This is a genomic window from Rhodococcus sp. IEGM 1409 (assembly GCF_030056735.1).
Taxonomy (GTDB): Bacteria; Actinomycetota; Actinomycetes; order Mycobacteriales; family Mycobacteriaceae; genus Rhodococcus_F.
Map to the genome: position 1 here is coordinate 185,767 of NZ_JASHKN010000007.1, position 20,187 is coordinate 205,953.

18 protein-coding genes are annotated in these 20,187 nt (G+C 63.2%); 11 read left to right on the top strand and 7 right to left on the bottom strand.

Annotated features, from left to right (window positions below):
* The first annotated feature begins 61 nt into the window (after positions 1-61).
* Entirely contained in the window at positions 62-958 is an 897-nt protein-coding gene (locus QM716_RS19335) for a cutinase family protein (RefSeq protein WP_283305689.1), read from the top strand.
* Between the two features lie 12 nt (positions 959-970).
* Here the strand turns inward: QM716_RS19335 and QM716_RS19340 are convergent, their stop codons facing one another.
* The gene (locus QM716_RS19340) at positions 971-1,519 is read right to left on the bottom strand and encodes a DUF732 domain-containing protein (RefSeq protein ID WP_283305690.1); all 549 of its coding nucleotides are present in this window, start codon (positions 1,517-1,519) and stop codon (positions 971-973) included.
* 212 nt (positions 1,520-1,731) lie between these two features.
* On the opposite strand from QM716_RS19340, the gene QM716_RS19345 reads away from it, so the two are divergent.
* Together QM716_RS19345 and QM716_RS19350 are read left to right on the top strand one after the other, a co-directional pair.
* Entirely contained in the window at positions 1,732-2,595 is an 864-nt protein-coding gene (locus tag QM716_RS19345; protein ID WP_283305691.1) for a hypothetical protein, read from the top strand.
* Between the two features lie 150 nt (positions 2,596-2,745).
* Positions 2,746-3,471: a single stranded DNA-binding domain-containing protein gene (locus tag QM716_RS19350; RefSeq protein WP_283305692.1), complete on the top strand. Its 726-nt coding sequence runs from the start codon at positions 2,746-2,748 to the stop codon at positions 3,469-3,471.
* 1 nt (position 3,472) lies between these two features.
* On the opposite strand, the gene QM716_RS19355 is transcribed toward QM716_RS19350, so the two are convergent.
* A complete protein-coding gene (locus QM716_RS19355; protein WP_054825338.1) occupies positions 3,473-4,375 on the bottom strand; it encodes an SDR family NAD(P)-dependent oxidoreductase in 903 nt (300 codons plus the stop codon).
* A gap of 71 nt (positions 4,376-4,446) precedes the next feature.
* Here QM716_RS19355 and QM716_RS19360 point away from each other — a divergent pair, with 71 nt between their 5' ends.
* Both QM716_RS19360 and QM716_RS19365 read left to right on the top strand, forming a co-directional pair.
* A complete protein-coding gene (locus QM716_RS19360) occupies positions 4,447-4,737 on the top strand; it encodes a putative quinol monooxygenase (protein WP_003943546.1) in 291 nt (96 codons plus the stop codon).
* A gap of 174 nt (positions 4,738-4,911) precedes the next feature.
* Complete coding sequence (locus QM716_RS19365; protein ID WP_283305693.1) at positions 4,912-6,531, top strand: ABC transporter substrate-binding protein; 1,620 nt, start codon at positions 4,912-4,914, stop codon at positions 6,529-6,531.
* Positions 6,532-6,604: 73 nt separating this feature from the next.
* Here the strand turns inward: QM716_RS19365 and QM716_RS19370 are convergent, their stop codons facing one another.
* Positions 6,605-8,917: a thiamine pyrophosphate-binding protein gene (locus tag QM716_RS19370; protein WP_283305694.1), complete on the bottom strand. Its 2,313-nt coding sequence runs from the start codon at positions 8,915-8,917 to the stop codon at positions 6,605-6,607.
* Between the two features lie 293 nt (positions 8,918-9,210).
* On the bottom strand, positions 9,211-9,531 hold the full coding sequence (locus QM716_RS19375) for a UBP-type zinc finger domain-containing protein (RefSeq protein ID WP_283305695.1): 321 nt from the start codon (positions 9,529-9,531) through the stop codon (positions 9,211-9,213).
* Positions 9,532-9,557: 26 nt separating this feature from the next.
* On the opposite strand from QM716_RS19375, the gene QM716_RS19380 reads away from it, so the two are divergent.
* The 6 genes from QM716_RS19380 to QM716_RS19405 all read left to right on the top strand — a co-directional run bounded on the left by QM716_RS19380 (position 9,558) and on the right by QM716_RS19405 (position 17,192).
* Positions 9,558-11,156, top strand: coding sequence for a Na+/H+ antiporter (locus QM716_RS19380; protein WP_283305696.1), 1,599 nt, complete (start codon positions 9,558-9,560; stop codon positions 11,154-11,156).
* A 193-nt stretch (positions 11,157-11,349) separates the two neighbouring features.
* Positions 11,350-12,969 carry an ABC transporter substrate-binding protein gene (locus tag QM716_RS19385; protein ID WP_283305697.1) on the top strand — a complete coding sequence of 540 codons (1,620 nt, stop codon included), beginning with the start codon at positions 11,350-11,352 and terminating at the stop codon, positions 12,967-12,969.
* A 96-nt stretch (positions 12,970-13,065) separates the two neighbouring features.
* Positions 13,066-14,022 carry an ABC transporter permease gene (locus tag QM716_RS19390; RefSeq protein ID WP_283305698.1) on the top strand — a complete coding sequence of 319 codons (957 nt, stop codon included), beginning with the start codon at positions 13,066-13,068 and terminating at the stop codon, positions 14,020-14,022.
* Positions 14,015-15,109, top strand: a complete 1,095-nt coding sequence (locus QM716_RS19395; RefSeq protein WP_283305822.1) for an ABC transporter permease — start codon at positions 14,015-14,017, stop codon at positions 15,107-15,109. Before QM716_RS19390 ends, QM716_RS19395 begins: the two co-directional genes overlap by 8 nt.
* Positions 15,106-16,203, top strand: a complete 1,098-nt coding sequence (locus QM716_RS19400; protein WP_283305699.1) for an ABC transporter ATP-binding protein — start codon at positions 15,106-15,108, stop codon at positions 16,201-16,203. The genes QM716_RS19395 and QM716_RS19400 overlap by 4 nt, the downstream gene beginning before the upstream one ends.
* Positions 16,203-17,192: an ABC transporter ATP-binding protein gene (locus QM716_RS19405; RefSeq protein ID WP_283305700.1), complete on the top strand. Its 990-nt coding sequence runs from the start codon at positions 16,203-16,205 to the stop codon at positions 17,190-17,192. The genes QM716_RS19400 and QM716_RS19405 overlap by 1 nt, the downstream gene beginning before the upstream one ends.
* A 6-nt stretch (positions 17,193-17,198) precedes the next feature.
* Here the strand turns inward: QM716_RS19405 and QM716_RS19410 are convergent, their stop codons facing one another.
* From QM716_RS19410 to QM716_RS19420, 3 genes are all read right to left on the bottom strand, one after another.
* The gene (locus QM716_RS19410) at positions 17,199-17,798 is read right to left on the bottom strand and encodes a histidine phosphatase family protein (protein ID WP_283305701.1); all 600 of its coding nucleotides are present in this window, start codon (positions 17,796-17,798) and stop codon (positions 17,199-17,201) included.
* 5 nt (positions 17,799-17,803) lie between these two features.
* The gene (locus QM716_RS19415) at positions 17,804-19,213 is read right to left on the bottom strand and encodes a GGDEF domain-containing protein (protein ID WP_283305702.1); all 1,410 of its coding nucleotides are present in this window, start codon (positions 19,211-19,213) and stop codon (positions 17,804-17,806) included.
* A 77-nt stretch (positions 19,214-19,290) separates the two neighbouring features.
* Entirely contained in the window at positions 19,291-20,181 is an 891-nt protein-coding gene (locus QM716_RS19420) for an alpha/beta fold hydrolase (protein ID WP_283305703.1), read from the bottom strand.
* Positions 20,182-20,187: the final 6 nt, after the last annotated feature.

Here is a 20,187-nt window from a genome sequence, read left to right on the forward strand (position 1 = left end):
AGTATGATTCCTGGCATCGATAGTGGTGTATGGGTTGCTTCAGTTAAATCAGGGGAGTTTCATGCGTGCGAGACGTCTCGTTGCGGTGTTGTCGGCACTTGCTGCGGCAGTAGTGGTACCGGTTGTCAGTGCTCCCGTGGCGTCGGCTGATCCCTGCCCCAGCCTGTACGTCGTGGCCATCCCGGGAACGTGGGAGCCCTCGGGCACCAGGCCCGGCGCCGGCATGCTCGCCCCGGTCACCAACGGCCTTCCCGGTTCCGTGCGCACCGATTACGTCACGTACTCGGCGACGGCATTCCCGTGGGAGTCCAACGTCTACGCCAAGTCGAAGCAGCAGGCTGTCGACAACGCCCGCGGCATGATCGCCGCGATGGCCGCCTCGTGCGGTGACACTCGCTTCGCCATCATCGGATACAGCCAGGGTGCCGACGCGGCAGGCGATCTCGCCGCCGAGATCGGAACCGGCATCGGCGTTGTTCCCCCGACTCGCGTGGAGGGCGTCGGCTTGCTGTCCGATCCCCGTCGTTCCGAGTCCGACGTCCTGATCGGCCCCGCTGTCGGCGGTAACGGTGCCAGTGGTCCGCGAATCGGTGGGTTCGGTTGGCTCTCAGGCAAAACGGTGACGCTGTGTGCGGTCGGTGACCTGTACTGCTCGACGCCCAAGGACGATTTTGTGATGCGTCTGGCCGGATTCATGGCTCAGGCGTCCGATCCCACTCCCGCAAGTGCGCTCGCGCTGCGAGACGAGGCCGCCGTGATCGTCAACGATCTGGTGACCGCTGGCGGGCTCCCCGCACTGATCGCTCAGCTCGATCCGGGTGCGAATTCGCGGCGCGTCGATCAGTTGGTCGACTTCTACGGCTCGCAAGTCCATACCGACTACACGCGTTACGTCGTTGACGGCGCGGGCAATTCGGCTACATCCTGGCTGCACGGCTGGTTGGCCGGCAAGGCCTGATCACTGAGCTGGTCAGCAGTACGTCTGCTCCGCGGTGTCGACGTAGATCTCGGCGATGCGCTGCGAGGACATCGGCGTGATCTGCGAGTACACCTCGCCCACGGAGTTGAACTCCGCCAGCACCTCGGACCGCGGCATGCCGTCGGCAAGAGCCTTGCAGGTGCCGTCGGCGTAAAGGATTTCTGCGGAATCCATTCCGGCGGGCGGGATCCCGGCCAGACGCAGAGCGGCGATGTACCGCTGGCCCCTCTCACCCGCGTTCGCGACGATCTCTTCCGGTGAGCGGGCGTCGATCGGTGCGTTTGCCGGTGGCGCTACCGGTAGTGACACCGGCGGTGGAGTCGATTCGGCCACGCTCGGCGCTGCTTCTGGAGTTGCGGCGGGTGGGCTGGTCGCCAGCGCCGACAGTGACTCGGGGGCAGTTGAACTCGACGTCGCCGCCACCGTGGTGCTGGTGGCGGCCGAAGTGGATTCTGCTGTTGCACTGTCGGATTGGCTGCTGCAGCCGCTGAGGAGTAGGCCCACTGCCGCGACGCAGAGGACCAGTCTGTTCTTGTTCATCACCCGTGAGTGTTACACACCGTATCGCCTATTTTGTCCGTTTTAAGGAAACTCCCTTTTGCCCTGTTTTTAAGTCGAAGTCCTGTGATATACATCTGTTCAGTTGTTACTTGTGAGTAGGAGCACACCGCGAGACCTTGTCGGCGGCGGTCGAAACACAAGCAATGACTGCGAGTTTCGTCCCCCATCACATAAACGGCAGGGAGAATTCAGTGCAGAAATCTCACAAGAACGGCAACAGACGTCTCGGCACGCGCGTGGCCGTTATTGCAGGTACCGCGGGCGCGGTCCTCGCTTTTGCGGCACCGATGGCCTCGGCTCAGGATCCGGTCGACAATTCGGTACCCGGTGCCGCAGTGTGTCCGGCTACTGCCGAATCCTGTGTGTCGGTTGTGGTTCAGAGCGGAACCTTCGACAACAACGGCTTCAACCTTCCGATCGGAAAAGGCGACATGATCATCGCCGCCGAGGCCGGCTCCGGTGAAGGTGAGTCCACCGTCCTTCTTCCGCGCGACGACGGACATAACGGTGTCTACTCCAAGCCGTTGACCGTTCCCGGTGGAGTTCTCGGTATCGATCTTCCGTTCGGCAATCTCTTCGGCCTGGCCGCCGTCACCGCCGAGGTGGAGGCAACGGCAGCGCCGACCCTCAACGGCATCATCACCGACATGGATCTGAGCATCCCAGTGCGGATGAAGATCAACAACGCATTCCTCGGTGACAACTGCTACCTGGGTTCCGCGGCGGCGCCGGTGAATCTCCGTCTCTCGCCGGACCCGTCGGTGGTCCCGACCTACACGGTGCTGCCGTCGACTGCGCTGAAGGTGAGCCCGGTCGGGAACGAAGCCACCGGCTTCGCGCTGCCCGCCGCCAGTGGTTGCGGACCGTTCGGCGTGCTGAATCCGATCGTCAACTGGCGAGCAAAGGTGCCGGCCAGGTCCGGAACCTCGCTCAGCACGATCTCCGACGCCTACCTGTACCCGGGAGGGCTCACCGGTAGCGATCCTCTCGACGATCTCGGCGGCGGAACAGGTTCCAGCGGCTCGAGCGGTTCGTCCGGAAGCTCCGGTTCCTAGAAATTCGGATGGCCAGGCGCAGCGGTGGAGACGGAATGTCACCACCGCTGCGTCGTCCGACCTGTAATAACCTGTGCCTCAGGGTGGGCGAAAGCGGCACTCCATCAGGAGGACCTGCGCGGCCACGAAATCACAGGGGAGTCCTCAAACATGTTTCGAGACAGCGTTCTTGCCAGTCCAGTCCTGCGTCGGGGTATGACGGCACTGGCAGTGGCGGCCGCAGCCACGATGTTTGTCGGTACTGCAGCAATGGCAGAACCCACAGCTGTTGCCGGCGAGGTGTCCGCGGACTCCATCGCGGCGGCGCGCACGCAGGCTATCGGAACGGTGGTCACCGTCGTGGGTACCGCGACTACGCCGTCGGGAGTGTTCGAATCCAGCTTCTACGACAAGGGCTTTGGTCTCCAGAGCGGCAATTCCGGCATTTACATCAGCGATCCGAACAATTCCGGTATCGCGCTCGGCGATCAGGTTCAGGTCACCGGTGTTCTCGCGGATCAGGAGGGCTTGCTCGTCGTCCGCCCGACTGCCGTCGAAGTAATCGGCACGACCACCCAGATCAGCCCGGCGCGACTGCCCCTCAATGCAATCGGTGAGGGCAGCGAAGGTCGTCTCGTGACGGTGTCCGGAATCGTGAGCGGACCCGTCGTCGACGATCTGCCGTACGGTCACAAGATCCTGGTGTCCGGCGCCGAGGGAAACACTGTCATCTTCGTCAACACCCAGGCCGGTATCGACGTCGACGCCATCGCGGTGGGACGCCCGATCACCGTGACCGGTTTCAGTGGTCAGTACGCCAGCACCTACGAGGTTCTTCCCCGTTCGGAAGCCGATGTGCTGCAGGGTTTCACGGGCAGCCTGAGTTTCGGCAGCTGACCTAGATCTCGAACCGAGCTCCGACGCGCATCGATCCGGGAGACAACCGGCTGATCGTGCGTCCGAGCTTGGCTTCGACGGTGACGGGTACGACGGCCTTGTTCGTGCGAACTGCTTTCACGATGGCGCTGGCCACTCGATCGGGCGTGAAGTTTCGCTTCCGGTAGAAGTTGTCGACCTTGGTCTGGTTCTCGAGCTGCTCTTCGGCGGTGGTCCCGGCGAACTCGGTGGTCTTGAGGATGTTCGTGTGAACGAGGCCGGGGCAGATGGTGCTGACGCCGATGCCGTGTGGAAGCAGTTCTGCCCGTAGGCAATCCGAGAGCATGAATACCGCTGCCTTGCTGGTCGAATATGCGGTGAGGGCCTTCTGAGGCGTGTACGCGGCGGCCGAGGACAGATTGACGACGTGCCCGCCGGTTCCTCGGTCGATCATCATCGGGGTGAAGGCTCGGCAGCCGTAGACAACTCCCCAGAAGTTGATGTCCATGACGCGCTCGAACTGGCGTTGCTCGGTGTCGGCGAACGTTCCGGAGAACCCGATTCCGGCGTTGTTGACGACGATGTCCGGCACGCCGTGATGTGCCGCGACCGTCTCCGCGAAACGAATCACGGCCTGTTCGTCGGACACGTCGACCTGGTAGGCGTGCGAACCGCCACCGAACACCGCTTCGGCTCCGCTGGCCTGAGTGGGTGTGTTGATGAGCGCCGCGGTGTCCTGCGCGCTTTCGAGGTTGATGTCGGAGACGACGACGATTGCTCCCTGGGCCGCGAAGGCGAGGGCCGTTTCACGCCCGATGCCGCTGCCCGCACCGGTGATCACCACCAGCGTGCCGGTGAGATCGCGCAGTCGACGCTGCAACTTCGTTCCGCGTCGCCAGCCGGTGACGTCCTTCAGTAGCCCCATTGGTTGCCCTTTTCGTGTGTACGTTTGTGGCGTGTGTCTCTAGCTGACTTCCCCTCTGCGAAAGGTATCCGATGAGCGAGCTTCGTGTAGTTGCAACCATCCCGGCTAAGTCCGGTTCCGAGGACGACGTCCGATCGGCTCTGACAACTCTCGCGGAGGCGAGTCGGTCCGAGGACGGCTGTGTTTCGTACGAGCTGTTCGAGTCAGCGGCTGCGCCCGGCACGTTCGTCACGATCGAAACTTGGCGCGGGCAGGAGGAGTTGGACGCTCACATGCAGTCTCCGCATTTGCAGGCTGCGCTTGCTGCTGCCGGTCCGCTCCTCGACGGCGCTCCGGCGATTCATCCGTTGAAAGGCGCCTGAATCAGAATGAATTCCTGACCTTCGCTAAGGTCCTGACCTGCGAATGTCGCTGGAAAACTGACCAGTCGTCGCACTTGATTCCACTGAGCGGGACCTGCGACTAGTACCTATGCCTTAAGTCACAAACTGTCTCGACAATGCTTCACATCACAGTTTCTGACCTGGAGGTTTTGAATGAGTCGCAGTTCTCGGCGCGGTCACCGCAAGGTTGCCGCCGTCGCGCTGGCAGTCTCCGCCGGCCTGTTCGTCTCGTCGTGCGCTGACAGCGGGAACGGGGGTGGGAGCGGCGACGCACCCGACTCCGGTTCGGGGTTGTCCATCGGCCTGGTCAACGAGCAATCCGGCGAGGGTGACGCGGTCAAGGGCGGCACGCTCACGTTCAGCGGGTACTCCGCCGTCACGAATCTCGATCCCGCGAAGACGCAGATCGCCGGTTCGGTCGCCGGTTCGGAGTTGGGTGCCATCTACGACACGCTTCTGCGATACGACCCGGCGTCCAAGGAATTTGTTCCGAAGCTCGCCGAGTCGATGGAGCCGAGTTCGGACTTCAAGACGTGGACCCTCGCGCTGCGGGACGGTGTGAAGTTCAGCGACGGCACTCCGGTGGATTCGGCGGCCGTCTCGGCGAGCCTGAATCGCTACGTCACCAACAAGGGACCGCAGTCGAGCCTGTACGCGTCGAAGGTTGCGTCGGTCGACACCCCGGATGCGTCGACGGTCGTCTTCAATCTTGTTGACCCGTGGACCGGCATCGAGTCACTGCTCTCCACCGGCCCCGGCATGATCGTCGCGCCCAGCGCCCAGCAGGGTGATCAGTTCACCCCCATCGGCGCGGGTGCGTTCACCCTCGAGAAGTTCGCTCCCAACGAGGAATTGATCCTCGACGCTCGGGAAGATTACTTCGACGGTGCCCCGAACGTGGACAAGTTGCGGTTGATCAGCATCGTCGGTTCGCAGTCCACCACCGAATCGCTCGAGAGCGGCGGCACCGACGTCGCGTACATGCGTTCGCTTCCGAACGTGCTGGATCTGATCGACTCCGGCTACCCGGGCTTTGTCGACATCCCGTCGCTGTCGTACCTGTCGCTGGTCAACACGGCTCCCGGTCGTCCCGGTGCCGACGTGCGGGTGCGTCAGGCGTTGGCGCTCGCGACCGATCCCGTCGCACTCGACAACCGGCTCAACGAAGGTAAGGGTTTGCCCGGGCAGGTCATCTTCCAGGACACCTCCCGCTGGCACAACGACGTCGCTCCGATCGGTGTCGACACGGCCAAGGCGAAGCAGCTGCTCGACGAGGCCAAGGCCGACGGTTTCGACGGCAAGATCACATACCTGACGCTGCAGGAGAACTCGGCGCAGGCGATGGCTCTGGCACTGCAGTCGATGGCCAACGCTGTCGGTTTCGATTTCCAGATCGAGTACGTCAACTCGGTTGCCGACGTCGTCAAGCGTTTGTACGCCGACCGCGACTTCGACATGGCAACAGGTTCCGCCAACCTCGCGGAAGCCGATCCGTTCGAGCGTCTGTACTCGAACCTCAAGACCGGTGGGCGAAACAACGCCGCGAGCTTCTCCGACCCCGAGATGGATACGCTGCTCGATCAGTTGGGTGTAGCGACGTCGAACGACGCCAAGACCGAGGTGCTCGCCAAGATTCAGGAACGCGCCAATGAGGTTGTGCCGTGGCAGGTTTACGGCAACACCCCGTGGCTCGGTGTCTGGGGGCAGAACGTCCACGGCATTCAGCAGAGCCTGGACGGAATCATGTTCTTCGACAAGGCCTGGAAGAACTAGACACCTGAAGAACTGACTGGACCCGAGAAGCGTCCCCGCGGGGACGCTTCTCGGCATCAGAGAGTGTGATTGATCAAGAAGTGAGATCGAGGGCGGCGCGGACGATGCTGTCGGAGTCGAGTCCGTGGTATCGGTAGACGTCCTCGAGCGAACCGACCTGACCGAACCGGCTCACTCCGAGCGCAGCGCCCGGGACGTTGTTGATTCCCGTCAGGAACGCGAGGGTGTGCGGGTGTCCGTCGAGGACTGTCACCATCGGCGCGGACCGACCACTCGGAAAGACCTGATCCAGGATCCACGACGGACCGTCCGCGAGGCCGCGCCGAGACTGGAGTGCTTCGAAGAGCAAGCCCGGGCTGGTCACGCACACGACGTCAGCGGAGATGCCTTGTTCGCCGAGTCTTTCTGCGGCGACCAGTGTTTCGGTGACAGTGGCACCCATACCGACCAGAGTGACGGCGGGATCAGGGTTGTGCCGCAGCGTGTATGCCCCGGCCACCACCTGACGTCGACGACGTTCTCGCGCAGCTGGATCGATCGGTACCGCGGCCAGGGCCTGATCGACCGGACGGGTCGACAGACGCAGATACGACGAGCTGCCGTCGGGGCGGCCCAGGCGTCCGATGCTGTCGAGGAGTGTCCATTCGACGTCGACGGCAAACGCCGGTTCGAAACTGACGCATCCCGGCTGTTCCAGTCCGATGGAGGGGGTCTTGATCGACTGGTGCGCACCACCTTCGGCGGCCAAGGTGACTCCCGATGGTGTCCCGACCATGATCGACTGTCCACCGGCGTAGATGCCGTACGACCACGGTTCGAGAGCCCGCTCGATGAACGGGTCGTACATCACGCCGATGGGGAAGAGTGGCTGGCCCCAGCGACTCCACGTCGCACCGAGTTCGCCCATCAGTCCGACCAGGTTGGTCTCGGCGATACCGAGTTCCATGTGCTGACCGGTGGGCTTCTCACGCCAGTGCATGATCGTTTCGGCGTCGTCGGCAAACCAGTTGTGCCGTTCGTTGGGGGACCACACCCCGACCTTGTTCAGCCACCCCGCCAGGTTGGTGGTGGAACTGACGTCCGGGCTCAGTGTGACAACACGTTTCGCGGCGTCCGGTGCTTCGCGGCTGAGGTCGAGCAGCACCCGACCGAGAGCTGCCTGAGTGGTGGACGTGCCGGAGGGGGTACGGCCGATGTCTGTCGGAACTGCCGGGGGCACCAGATGCTCCACCTTCGGGCGAGCCAGGCGCCCAGCGGTTTCGGCGCAGATGCGGCCGGACGGGCTGTCGGCCTCGAACCGTTCCCAGGGCTTCGACGGGTCCATGCCGAGTTCCGCCGCCAGATGTTCGTACTGCTCGGTGGTGAGCAGCGACGAATGGTTTTGCGGATGGCCCTGCGTCGGCAGGCCCCGGCCCTTGATCGTGTACGCGATGATCACGGTGGGACGGGTGTCGTCGATCTGCGCGTACGCCTCTCGCAGAGCGTCGAGGTCGTGGCCACCGAGATTGCGGATGGCCTCGAGCACCGTGGCGTCGTCGAGGCCGTTGATCAGCGCAGTGATCGCGTCGGCGTCCGCCGCGTCGCCAGGCAGTCTCAGACGTACCTCGTCGGCCGTGCATCGCAGCAGACGCTGGTACTCCGGATTCGGCATGTCCAGGATTCGTTCGCGCAACGCGGTGCCGCCGGGCCGGGTGAACAGTGATTCCAGCAATGCGCCGAATTTCACGGTGATGACCTGCCAGCCGGCGCCCGAGAACATGCGCTCCAGGCGGGTTGCGGCGATGTTCGGCACCACCCGGTCGAGTGATTGGCGGTTGAGGTCGACGATCCACACGATCTCACCCAGTTCGGCAACCGAATGGTCGAGAACTGCTTCCCACACAGCGCCCTCGTCGAGTTCGGCGTCACCGACGAGGGAGTACTGACGCCCGGTTCCGGCGCCGCCGAGGGAGGCGTCGACGTACCGGCGTGCAATGGCGCCCCAGATGGGAGCCGTCGCGCCGATGCCCACCGATCCGGTCGAATAATCCACCGGATCAGGATCTTTCGATCGACTCGGGTAGCTCTGCAAGCCCCCGAACTCGCGCAGTGTGGTCAGGTACGACTCGTCGAGTTCACCGAGCAGATAGTTGATGCCGTGGAGCACCGGAGCCGCATGAGGCTTGACGGAAACCCGGTCGCCGGAACGAAGTTGACCGAACCACAGAGACGTCATGATCGAGACCATCGACGCGCACGAGGCTTGATGGCCGCCGACCTTGAGCCCACTGGGATTCGGACGGACACGGTTGGCGTGATGGATCATCGCGGTCGACAACCACAGAACTCGCTTCTCGATCTCCGCCAGTGACTCGGGAGCGTTCTGGTTGATGCTGGGGCTGTTCACGGCCGGTCCTGCCTTCAATAGTTGACATCGAACACCGCACCGCCTGTACCCCAGATCGTGGGGCCGACGATGTGGTTGTGATGTTTGGCAGGACTTTCTCCAGGCCGAACCGTTCGGTGCGGCAAAGTCCAGCCGCACCTGTCGATCTGTTGTGCAGATTCTGCGTCAAAGTCCATCATCGGCATACAGATTGGGCAATAGCTACCCAGTGGATTGAGCAATGTGCGCAACACCGAGGGCTGTGCGCCGTGACAGGTGGGCACTATGCGCAGTCCACTGTGAGTCGAGCGCGGTCAATCCATCAGATCGTGGACGTAGCACCAGCGCCAGGATTCGCCGGGCTCGTGCGAGCGCATGACCGGATGCCCGGTGTCGCGGTAGTGGTTGGTTGCATGCTGGTGAGGGCTGGAATCGCAGCACCCGACGTGGCCGCAGGACAGGCACATGCGCAGGTGAGACCAGTTATCCTCGCCCAACTCGGCGCACTCCTGGCAGACGCCGGGCGTCAGGGCCGCAGGGTCCGGTTCGGGCGCATTGGTTAGTTCCTCGCAACCGGTCGGAGCGGGTGCGGGCTGCTGTGTGCGAGCTGCTGCTCGCTTCAGGATTTTCTTCATCGCCTTCCATACTGCATGCTGCCAGGGTGAACGGCATATTACTGGGGGTTGTAGTAGCGGCGTTGCTGGTGGCGGCGGTCGCGCGAAGGTTCGGACTGTCTTCGCCGCTGATCCTTGTCCTGGTCGGTTTGATCGCCTGTCAGATACCGGGTGTTCCGGAGTTGGAACTCGATCCCGACCTTGTCCTGTTTGTCGTGCTGCCCCCGCTTTTGTACTCGGCAGCGCTGGACAGTTCATACCTGGCTTTGCGCTCGAATCTGCGTCCGATCGGATTTCTCGCAGTGGGGCTTCCCCTGGCGACGACGGCCGCGGTGGGCTTTGTCGCCTACCTGATCGTGCCGGAGTTCTCGATAGCGGCCGCACTGGTTCTCGGCGCCATCGTGGCGCCGCCGGACGCGGTGTCCGCGAGCGCAATCGGACGCAAGCTCGGTCTGCCACGCCGAATCATGACCCTGCTGGGAGGCGAGAGCCTGCTCAACGACGCCACCGCTCTGACGGCGTACAAGGTCGCTCTCGCCGCGGCCGTCGGTACGGGTGCGACGCTGATCGGCGGTTTCGAGACCTTCCTCGTCGCGGCGGTCGGTGGAACGGTGATCGGCCTCGCGGTGGGGTTTGTCATCTCGAAGGTTCGCGGCAAGCTCCAGGATCCGGTGATGGAGAGCGGAATCGGATTGGTGGTGCCGTTCTTCACCTATTTGGCTGCCGAAGAGATCCACGCGTCGGGCGTCATCGCCGTCGTCGTGGCCGGATTGTTCCTCGGTCAGCGCTCCACCCGTGCGAGCTATGCGACGCGTTTGCAGGACACGGCAGTGTGGAAGGCCGTCGACCTGATCCTGGAGTCGTTCGTCTTCCTGCTGATCGGGCTCCAATTGCCCAGTGTTGTCAACGGATTGCAGGGGTACAGCACCTCGATCGTCGTCTGGGCGTCGGTTGGCGTTCTCGTGACCGTCGTGGTGGTCCGGATCGCCTGGGTGTTCCCGTTCACGTATGTACCGCGCTGGCTGTCTCCCCGCATCAGGGCGAGGGAACCGGAGATTTCGGCTCGGGCGGTATTCGTCGTGTCGTGGGCCGGTATGCGAGGGGTCGTGTCACTGGCGGCTGCCTTCGCGATTCCGTTGACGGTCAACAGTGGGGAGGACTTCCCCGGCCGTTCGCTGATTCTCTTCCTGACATTTGTCGTTGTGGTCGGCACGCTACTGCTGCACGGCCTGACGCTGCCGTGGGTCATCCGTGTCCTCGGCGTGCAGGGCAACGAAGCGCAGTCCGACGCACGCGCTGAGGCGGCAGCACAGGACAAGGCTGCGCGGGCCGCTGCGGCGCGGCTGGACGAGTTGGTCGGAGCCGACGCCGATGACGACGTTCCTCAGGTCCGGAATCGCGCCGCAGACATTTTGCGAAGCTGGAACACCCACCGCGCCAACTCGGCGTGGGAGCGGCTCGGACGCAGCGACGAGGATCTGGGGGAGAGCCCCTCGAATGCTTTCCGCTCGCTACGCCTCGAGATGATCGATGCCGAGCGAGGTGTCTTCATCGCCGAGCGCGATGCCGGCCGGATCGACGACGAGGTTCTCCGAAAGGTCCTTCGAGAGCTCGATCTCGAGGAAGCGACGCTGGATCGAGACTAGATCTGGACTAGACCGGCAGGTCTGATCTCGGTGAGGGTATTCGCTGGCCAGGGTCGGTTTACCTGACCGTTGAGGCCTGCAACTTAACCGATTCCACTGAGCGAGACTCGATCCAATTTTCTGTGCCTCCCATCACAGACTGTTCCGTGTTCAACATCACGTCATGGTCTTACCCCGCCTTGGAGGCATTCGAATGAGTCGTAGTTCCCGCCGCGGAAGTCGCAGATTGGCTGCGGCTGCGCTGGCGATCACCGCAAGTATGTTCCTGGCGTCGTGCGCCGACAACGGCTCGAGCAATGGCGGCGGCGAATCCGCTGATTCCGGCTCCTCGCTGAAGATCGGCATGGTCAACGAGCAGGCCGACCCCGGCACTCCCACCAAGGGCGGCACGCTGACGTTCAGCGGCTACTCGGCGGTCACGACTCTCGATCCCGCGAAGGCTCAGGTTGCCGGCGCCACCGGTGGCAGCGAGCTCAGCGCCATCTACGACGTGCTCATGCGTTACGACCCCATCGGGCAGGCGTTCGAGCCGAAGCTCGCCCAGTCGCTCGAGGCGAGTTCGGACAGCAAGACCTGGACGCTGAAGTTGCGTGACGGTGTGAAGTTCAGCGATGGAACAGCTTTCGATTCCAAGGCCGTCGCCGACAGCATCAACCGCTACGTCACCAACAAGGGGCCGCAGTCGAGCCTGTGGGCTTCCAAGGTTGCCTCGATCGACACCCCGGACGCGACGACGGTTGTCTTCAACCTCGTTGATCCGTGGACGGGCATCCAGTCGATGCTGGCCACCGGGCCTGGCATGATCGTCGCCCCGAGCGCCCAGCAGGGTGACCAGTTCACCCCGATCGGTGCCGGCGCGTTCACCCTCGAGAAGTTCGCTCCCAACGAGGAACTGCTGTTGGCTGCTCGCCCCGACTACTACGGCGGCGCACCGAACATCGACAAGCTCAAGCTGATCAGCATCGTCGGCGCTCAGCCCACCGCTGAAGCCCTCGAGACGGGCGGCATCGACGCCGCGTACATGCGTACGCTCACCCCGATCCTGGATCTGATCGAGTCGGGTTACCCCGGCTTCGTCGACATCCCGTCGCTCGGCTACATCGCGAACGTGAACATGGCCCCGGGTCGCCCCGGATCGGATGTCCGTGTCCGACAGGCGATGGCGCTGGCCGTCGATCCGGAGACGCTCAACACGCGCGTCAACAACGGCAAGGGACTGCCCGGCCAGGAGATCTTCCAGGACACCTCGCGCTGGCACAACGACGTCGCACCGATCGGCGTCGATCCCACCAAGGCGAAGGAACTGCTCGATCAGGCCAAGGCCGACGGCTACGACGGCAAGATCACGTTCCTGTCCATCCAGGAACCGTCGGCGCAGGCAACGGCTCTGGCCATCCAGGCGATGCTCAACGCAGTCGGCTTCGACGCTCAGATCGAATATGTCACCGGTGCAGGCGATCTGGTCAAGCGGATGTATGCCGATCACGACTACGACATGAGCACCGCAGCACTCAGCCTCGCCGAGGCTGATCCCTTCGAGCGTCTGTACACGGGCATCAAGTCCGGTGGCCGCAACAACGCGACCGGCTACTCCGACGCCGAAATGGATGCTCTCCTGGACAAGTTGGGCGTCTCAACCACCGACGAGGACAAGAAGGCAGTCCTGGCGCAGATCCAGGAACGCGCCAACGAGACCGTGCCGTGGCAGGTGTGGGGCAACGTCGCCGCACTCGACGTGTGGAACCAGAACGTTCACGGACTCGAGCAGAGCCTCGACGGAATCGTGCTCTTCGACGGAGCTTGGAAGTCCTAGAGGGCCTGAAGTCCTAGTTCTCGGGTGCGAACGAAGAAATGAAATCAGAGGAACTGCTGTGTATTGCGAGCTCGCTGTCCGAAGGAGACGAAATCGATGAACATCGGCGCAATAGGTAAGAAATTGGGCCAGCTCGTCATTGTGATCCTGATCGTCAGCTTCGGAACCTTCGTGCTGGCATCACTGATCCCCGGCGATCCCGCTGTCTCCGTTCTCGGTGAAGGCCGAACACCTGCCGAGTACGAGGAAGTTCGGCAGCAGCTCGGGCTCAACGACCCACTCCTGGTTCGCTATTGGGACTGGCTGACCAGCGCTCTCCAGGGCGACCTCGGCAACTCGCTCGTTCCCCCGCAGCAGGACGTCCTCACCGCGATCAGCTCCGCTCTCCCCGTCAGCGTTCAGTTGGCAGTGATGGGTCTGGTCATCGCCCTCGTCGTCGCAGTCCCGCTCGCACTCTGGTCGGCACACCACGAAGGCGGCGTCATCGACCGCGTCATCAGCGCCGCGACGTTCGGTGTTCTGTCCATCCCGAGCTTCCTCGCCGGCCTGTTGCTGATCATGGTCACCGTCAACTGGCTCGGCTGGTTCCCGCGATCACAGTGGGTGCGCATCGGAGACAGCCTTTCCGGAAACCTCTCACACGCAATACTTCCCGCGATCACCATCAGCCTCCTCGAGATGGCGATGTTCACTCGCGTTCTCCGCTCCGACCTGGTGACGACGCTCCGTGAGGATTACATCCTCGCGTCGAAGGCCAAGGGAATGCCCACGCTGCGAGTGCTTTTCAGTGACGCACTGCGGCCGTCGTCGTTCTCGCTCATCACGATGATGGGCCTGGCTCTCGGCGGCATGATCGGCAGCACCGTGATCGTCGAGACCCTGTTTTCACTACCCGGAATGGGCACGCTCATCGTTCGCGCAGCGCAGCAAGGTGATTCACCGATGCTGCTGGGCGCGGTGGTCGTGATTGCCGTCATCTACGTCCTCGTCAACAGCGCGATCGATGTTCTGTACACCTATCTTGACCCGAGGAGTCGTCGTGTCCATGTCTGAAGTGACGCCAGACGGAGCGGCCCCGTCGCCGGCTCCGTCCGAGGTGATGACATACCGGCAGCAGACAGTCCTGCTGGCTCCCGGTCCCGTCGAGACGCTGGAACAGCCGAAGAATCTGGTCCTGATCGGGTCGATTCTCACGGTGGTCGGGATTGCGCTCCTCGGTACCGCACTCTTCGGTTCGGCCATCATGATGACCGTCCGTATCGTGCTCGCGCTCGTTGCCCTGGTTTGCCTCTTCAGGGGTCTCGGCAAGCTCGGTACGTCCAAGTGGGGCAGCCAGTTCGATCTGTCGTACTGGTTGGCGTGTATCTGGCTGGTCGCTCTGATCCTGGCCGCGATCTTTGCACCGCTGCTGCCGCTCGGTGAGTACAAGGACACGGTCAAGACCTTGGCCGAGCCGGGCTTCGCCTCGCCGAGCCTGCTGTCCGATCACCCGTTGGGTACCAACAATTTCGGCCTAGACCTCCTCGCCCGTGCCCTGTTCGGTGCCCGCGCCTCCTTGACCGTGGCAATCTGCGCCGTACTGATCGGCATGATCATCGGTGGCACCATCGGCGTCATGGCCGGCTATTTCCGCGGCAAGGTCGACGCCGTGGTCGGAATCCTGACCAACTCGCTGCTGGCCATTCCTTCCCTGGTCCTGTTGATCGCACTGGCCGCGGTGCTCACGTCGAACCTGCGCAACATCACCCTCGCGCTGTCGATTCTCTGCATTCCCAGCATGGTTCGAATCGCGAGAGCCAACACCGTCGTTGTCGCCCAACGGGAGTTCGTGCTTGCCGCTCGTGCCATGGGCGCCACCAAATGGCGTGTCATCTGGCGCGAATTGGTCCCCAATGTTCTCGTTCCCGTCGCTGCGCTCGGCCTGGTGGCCGTCTCCGGTCTGATCGTCGCGGAAGCCTCACTGAGCTTCCTCGGACTCGGTATCGCACAACCCGATCCGACCTGGGGCAACATGATTGCCGAAGGTCAGGGCGGGATCGTGGAGAAGCATCCGTTCATCGTCCTGGTACCAGGTGTCTTCCTCTTCCTGACGGTGTTCTCCTTCAACCTCATCGGCGAGAAGTATCGGAGTAAGCTGTGACCACTTCAGCTCAGAACGGCGTTCCCCTGCTGCAGGCGGACAACATCAGAACCGTATTCGCTACTCCGCGTGGCCAGTTGAGAGCAGTCGACGGTGTTTCGATCCACGTCTCCGCCGGTGAGACTCTCGGCATCGTGGGCGAATCCGGTTCCGGCAAGTCGGTTCTCGGGCGCACCATCATGGGCTTGCTTCAGAAGGGTCCGGCCCTCGACATCACCGGAACGGTGACGTTTGCCGGCCGCGACATGTCGACGATGAAGAAGTCGGAGATGAAGCACTTCTGGGGACCCGAGATCGCCATGGTCTTCCAGGATCCGATGACCTCGCTCAATCCGTTCAAGCGCATCGGTACGCACATCACCGAATCCTTGAAGTTCCACCTTGGTCTGAAGAAGGACGCGGCCCGTGATCGCGCTGCGGAACTCCTGTCGATGGTGGGTATCCCCGAGCCCAAACGTCGGCTCGATCAGTACCCCCACGAGCTTTCGGGCGGTATGCGACAGCGTGTGGTCATCGCGATGGCGCTGGCCTGTGAGCCGAAACTGCTGATCGCCGACGAGCCGACCACCGCTCTCGACGTGACGGTGCAGAAGCAGATCCTCGATCTGCTCGCCTCGCTCAACGACAAGCTCGACATGGCCGTCATCCTGATCAGCCACGACCTCGGTGTGGTCTCGGGTCGATCCGATCGTGTGGCGGTCATGTATGCCGGTTCCGTCGTGGAAACGTCGGCAACCGAAGAGCTGTTCACTCGTCCGCGTCACCCGTACACCGAAGCGTTGATGGCCGCGATTCCGCGACTCGAATCGCCGACGCACACAGTGCTGCAGACAATTCCGGGTGGACTCCCGGACATGACGAAGCCGATCACCGGTTGCCGCTTCGCTGCTCGCTGCCGGTACGCCCAGGACGACTGCCTGACCGGGGACCCGGCTCTGGCCCCCGGCGGCCCGGGAGACAACACGACCGACAGTCACACGTTCGCGTGCCACTACCCGGTCGATACCCCGGAAGGCACAACGGCATTGGTCGCCAACGAGAAGGCCGGCACTACCGCAGCGGGCCTGACGCTCGCGGTGAAGGAGATGGTCTGATGACTGCATCAGTGGATACCGGAAAGCCCGAGACGGTGGACGCGGCCTTGACGGTCGAGGACCTGGTCGTCGAATTCAACGTCGGCAAGGGTCAGACGGTTCACGCCGTGTCCGGGATCAGCTTCACCGTCGCTCCGGGTGAAACCTTGGGCGTGGTCGGTGAATCCGGCTGTGGCAAGTCCACGGCGGGCCGGGCGATCATGCAGTTGCCATCGCCGACGTCGGGCTCCATTCGCCTGGGTGAGACGGAGATGACGGCTCTGGGCGCGGAAGAGTTGCGTCGCAGTCGTACTCAGCTGCAGATGATCTTTCAGGATCCGATCTCCTCGCTGAACCCGCGCCGTAAGGTCAAGGCTCTCATCACCGAGGGTCCGTCGATCTGGGGCGGAAAAGACAAGGCCGCCATCGAAGCTCGGGCGCGCGAGGTTCTTGCCGAGGTCGGGCTGGACCCAAACATGGTGTGGGACCGGACCCCGCGCGAGCTCTCGGGCGGACAGTGCCAGCGTGTGTGCATCGCCCGCGCGTTGATGCTCGACCCCAAGGTCCTGATCTGTGACGAGCCGGTCTCGAGCCTCGACGTGTCCGTGCAGGCGCAGATTCTGAACCTGCTCGAGGACGCGAAGAAGCGTCACGGGCTGTCCCTGCTGTTCATCGCGCACAACATGGCCGTCGTGAAGAACATCAGTGACCGCGTGATGATCATGTACCTGGGCCGCGTGTGCGAAATCGTTCCCGCGGAAGACATGCAGAACCGCGCGCTGCACCCGTACACGCAGCTACTGCTGGCGTCGATTCCCGATCCCGACGCCACGGTCACCGCGGCGCAGAACGTCGAGCAAAAGGTCATCGAACTGCCGTCGCCGCTCAATCCGCCCAGTGGCTGCCGCTTCCGCACGCGGTGCCCGCTGGCCACTGATCTTTGCGCCGAGGAAGTGCCCGAACTTCGTCTCGTCGAGGGTGGCCATCAGGTGGCGTGCCATCACGTATGAGTTGAGCTAGACGCGCAACATGTTGCGCACGTGACCTGTTTCGTTGATCGACCCGACTCTTCGGCTTCCATTCCGGGAAACAAGAATTCGCGTGACGGAGACGTACTCGATCGGGAAGGTCAACGGACGCTCCAGCCCGAGGAGGTCCTGCAAAACGATGTTGACGACGCCGCCGTGGCAGAAGATCGCCACGGTGGCGTCGTTGTCGGTTGCCGCGACTGTCTCGTCGATCGCACCGAGGACTCGCGTACGAAAAGCGTCGCCGTCCACCGACTCCGGGAGCCAGCCGGCTTTGATGCGCGCATAGGTTTCCGGCGCCCGCTCCAGGACCTCGTGCATCGGGATGTAGTGGGGCTGCTCGTAGTCGTACTCCGCCAGACCTTCATGCTGGGTCACCGGAAGGTCCAATACCTGCGCTACCGGGGCCGCGGTCTCGAGTGCGCGCTTCTGCGGGCTGCTGAAGAGTCCGGTGATCCGGTACGGTGCCAGTGCTGCGGGCAGCCGAAGCGCCTGGGCACGGCCTTCGTCGGTCAGCGAGGGATCGGCGCGGCCTTCGGTGACCTCGGCCAGTTCGGGGAGCGCGTGTCGGATCAGGAGTAGTTGCACCTACGTCACCTTGCCATGTAGAGATCGAACGCCACCACGAGGTTTCGTCCTTCGCGCTTTGCCTGGTACATCGCGTTGTCGGCAATGTCGAGCAAGGTCTCCATGTCCGGCATCGCACGGTCGACCCAGGCGACGCCGATACTGACGGTGCCCGCGAAACCGCGAATCGATCGTGAGTGCGCCTCTTGCGCCTCTCTGATGCGCTCCGCGAGCTGGACGGCTTCCTCGAAGGTGCAGTCGGCGACGGCGACGGCAAATTCCTCACCACCCAGGCGACCGGAGAGTCCCAGCCCTTCGGTGGTGGCAAGGATGGTGGTTCCGAACTGTTCGAGGACCGAATCGCCGGCGAGGTGGCCGAGGTTGTCGTTGATCGATTTGAAGCGGTCGAGATCGAGCATCATGACGGCGATCGATCGCTGCGCTGTGTGCTGGGTGTCGAGGAGTTCCTGCGACCGGGTCCAGAACGCGTGTCGGCTCAGCGTTCCGGTCAGGGCGTCGCATTCGGCGATGCGTTGGAGTTCTCGCTCAGCGCGCCGCTGCGCTCCCGTGGCGACGGCCACGGCGATGGGGGAGAGCGCCATCAAGATGACGGAGATCCGGGTGGTCACGCCCTCGCTCAGTAGGTGAACCGGATCAGCGAGTGCCAGGCGTCCCCTACCCGCCATGACCAGGGCCCACGCGCTCCATCCGGCTGCCAGGAGCGAAGTGCTGAACAGCGAGACCCGCATTGCGCACCACAGGAGCGCCGGCATCGGCAGCAGCAGCGCAAGGGCTCCCTGAACTTCCAAGGCGAGTGGCAGACAGACCAGCAGTGCGGCCAGTGGTGCGAGGATCTGTGCGAGCCGTCTCAGTCGCAGACTCTGCCGCACGGACGGCCCGAAAGTCCCACGAATGTGTTCGAGCACCGGTGCTGAAAGAACGATCGGCAACACGATCAGATACGTACACAGGTCGGCGAAGAACCACCCCCCCAATTCCGTTGCCGCACCGCTTCCTTCGTGGAGTTGAGTGCGAAGTGCACTGGCGGACCCGGCCGTCAGAGATGCCAGAACCGAGACGAGGACGATTCTGGTTGTGTACTTCGTCTCGGGGATCCGCCTCGGAACGCAGCCGAGCAAGTTCGCGGCGATCAATCCCGTCGTCACCCCGACCAGATTGATCGCATTCAATTCGAAGGCCCGCTGCACCGAACTTCCGGTCGCGAGATCCGCCGTCAGCAGCGCGGCGCCGCCGACAGCCCGTCCGATCGGCGCAAACGAGCGTGGGTTACGAAGGAGAACGCCCAGAAGGATCGCGTTGGCGGGCCAGAAGGTCGACAGAAACCCGGGCGGACGGGCAGCGATGCCCGCCAGGGCGACAACGAGGATCGCCACGAAAATCAGGCACGAGCGCACCCGACGTGTCGAACGGTCCATGGTCAGCCTGTCGTAGAAAGCAGAAGCTGTCCGAGACTAGCAATGATCCGGCTACTGTCCGAGTTGTACGTTGAGCGTCATTCTCGACGGCTCGGGTGCGTGAGACGCCGAATCAAGTCCGCCAACTCCTCGGGCTGATCGATCATGGCGTGGTGATGCGCCGGACGCAAAACGTGAAAACTCCCGCCGAGGTAGGTGGCGAGTTTCTGCTGCTTCGCCATCCAGGCGATGGACCAGGGAGTGGTGTGGCCCGTGTGAGCGGCAACGACGCTGAGGTCGATGTCGGGCAGCGGGTGTGTGCTCGACCGTCGTAAAGCGGTGAGCTCCAACGCCATATCGGTGTATGCGACGTATTCGATCATCGCCGCTTCCAGATAATGAGGTTCGCGGTAGATTTTCCGGACCCATTCGAGCGTCGCGTCCGAGGATCCGCTCGGTGGCACCGACTGGTTGAGAATCTTGCGCGTCGTGGTGCCGAGGAGTCGTTGCAACCCGGTAGTGCTGAACGAGGCCGCGGCGGCCCGGGAGGCGATCAGCAGTAGGTCGCGCGGGAAAAGGCGTTTCGGCTCCTTCTCGGCACTGGAATCGAGGAGAAGCATGCCCGCTGCCCGATCGGAGAACAGGCGCGCGAAGCCTTCGACGTAGAAACCGGCGATGGAGTGGCCGACCACCACGGCCGGCCCCGCCAACCCCAAAGCGTCGAGAACATCGAGGATCCGCTGAGCTTCACCGTGCACGGTCGGCACTTCGGAAGACGGCTCACTGAGTCCGAAACCCGGGCGATCGAACCGGACAACGGTGTGGTCCGACTGGAGATGACGTGCGCAGTCATCCCAGTCGAACCAGTTGCCCGCCAGCCCGCCGCACAGGACGACGACGGGGCCGTCGCCTTCGGCAAGAACATGCAGTCGGCTCTCGCCGACCTGCAAGATCTCGCCCGGTGGTTTCACGTGGAACAATTCCGGCACGCGAGA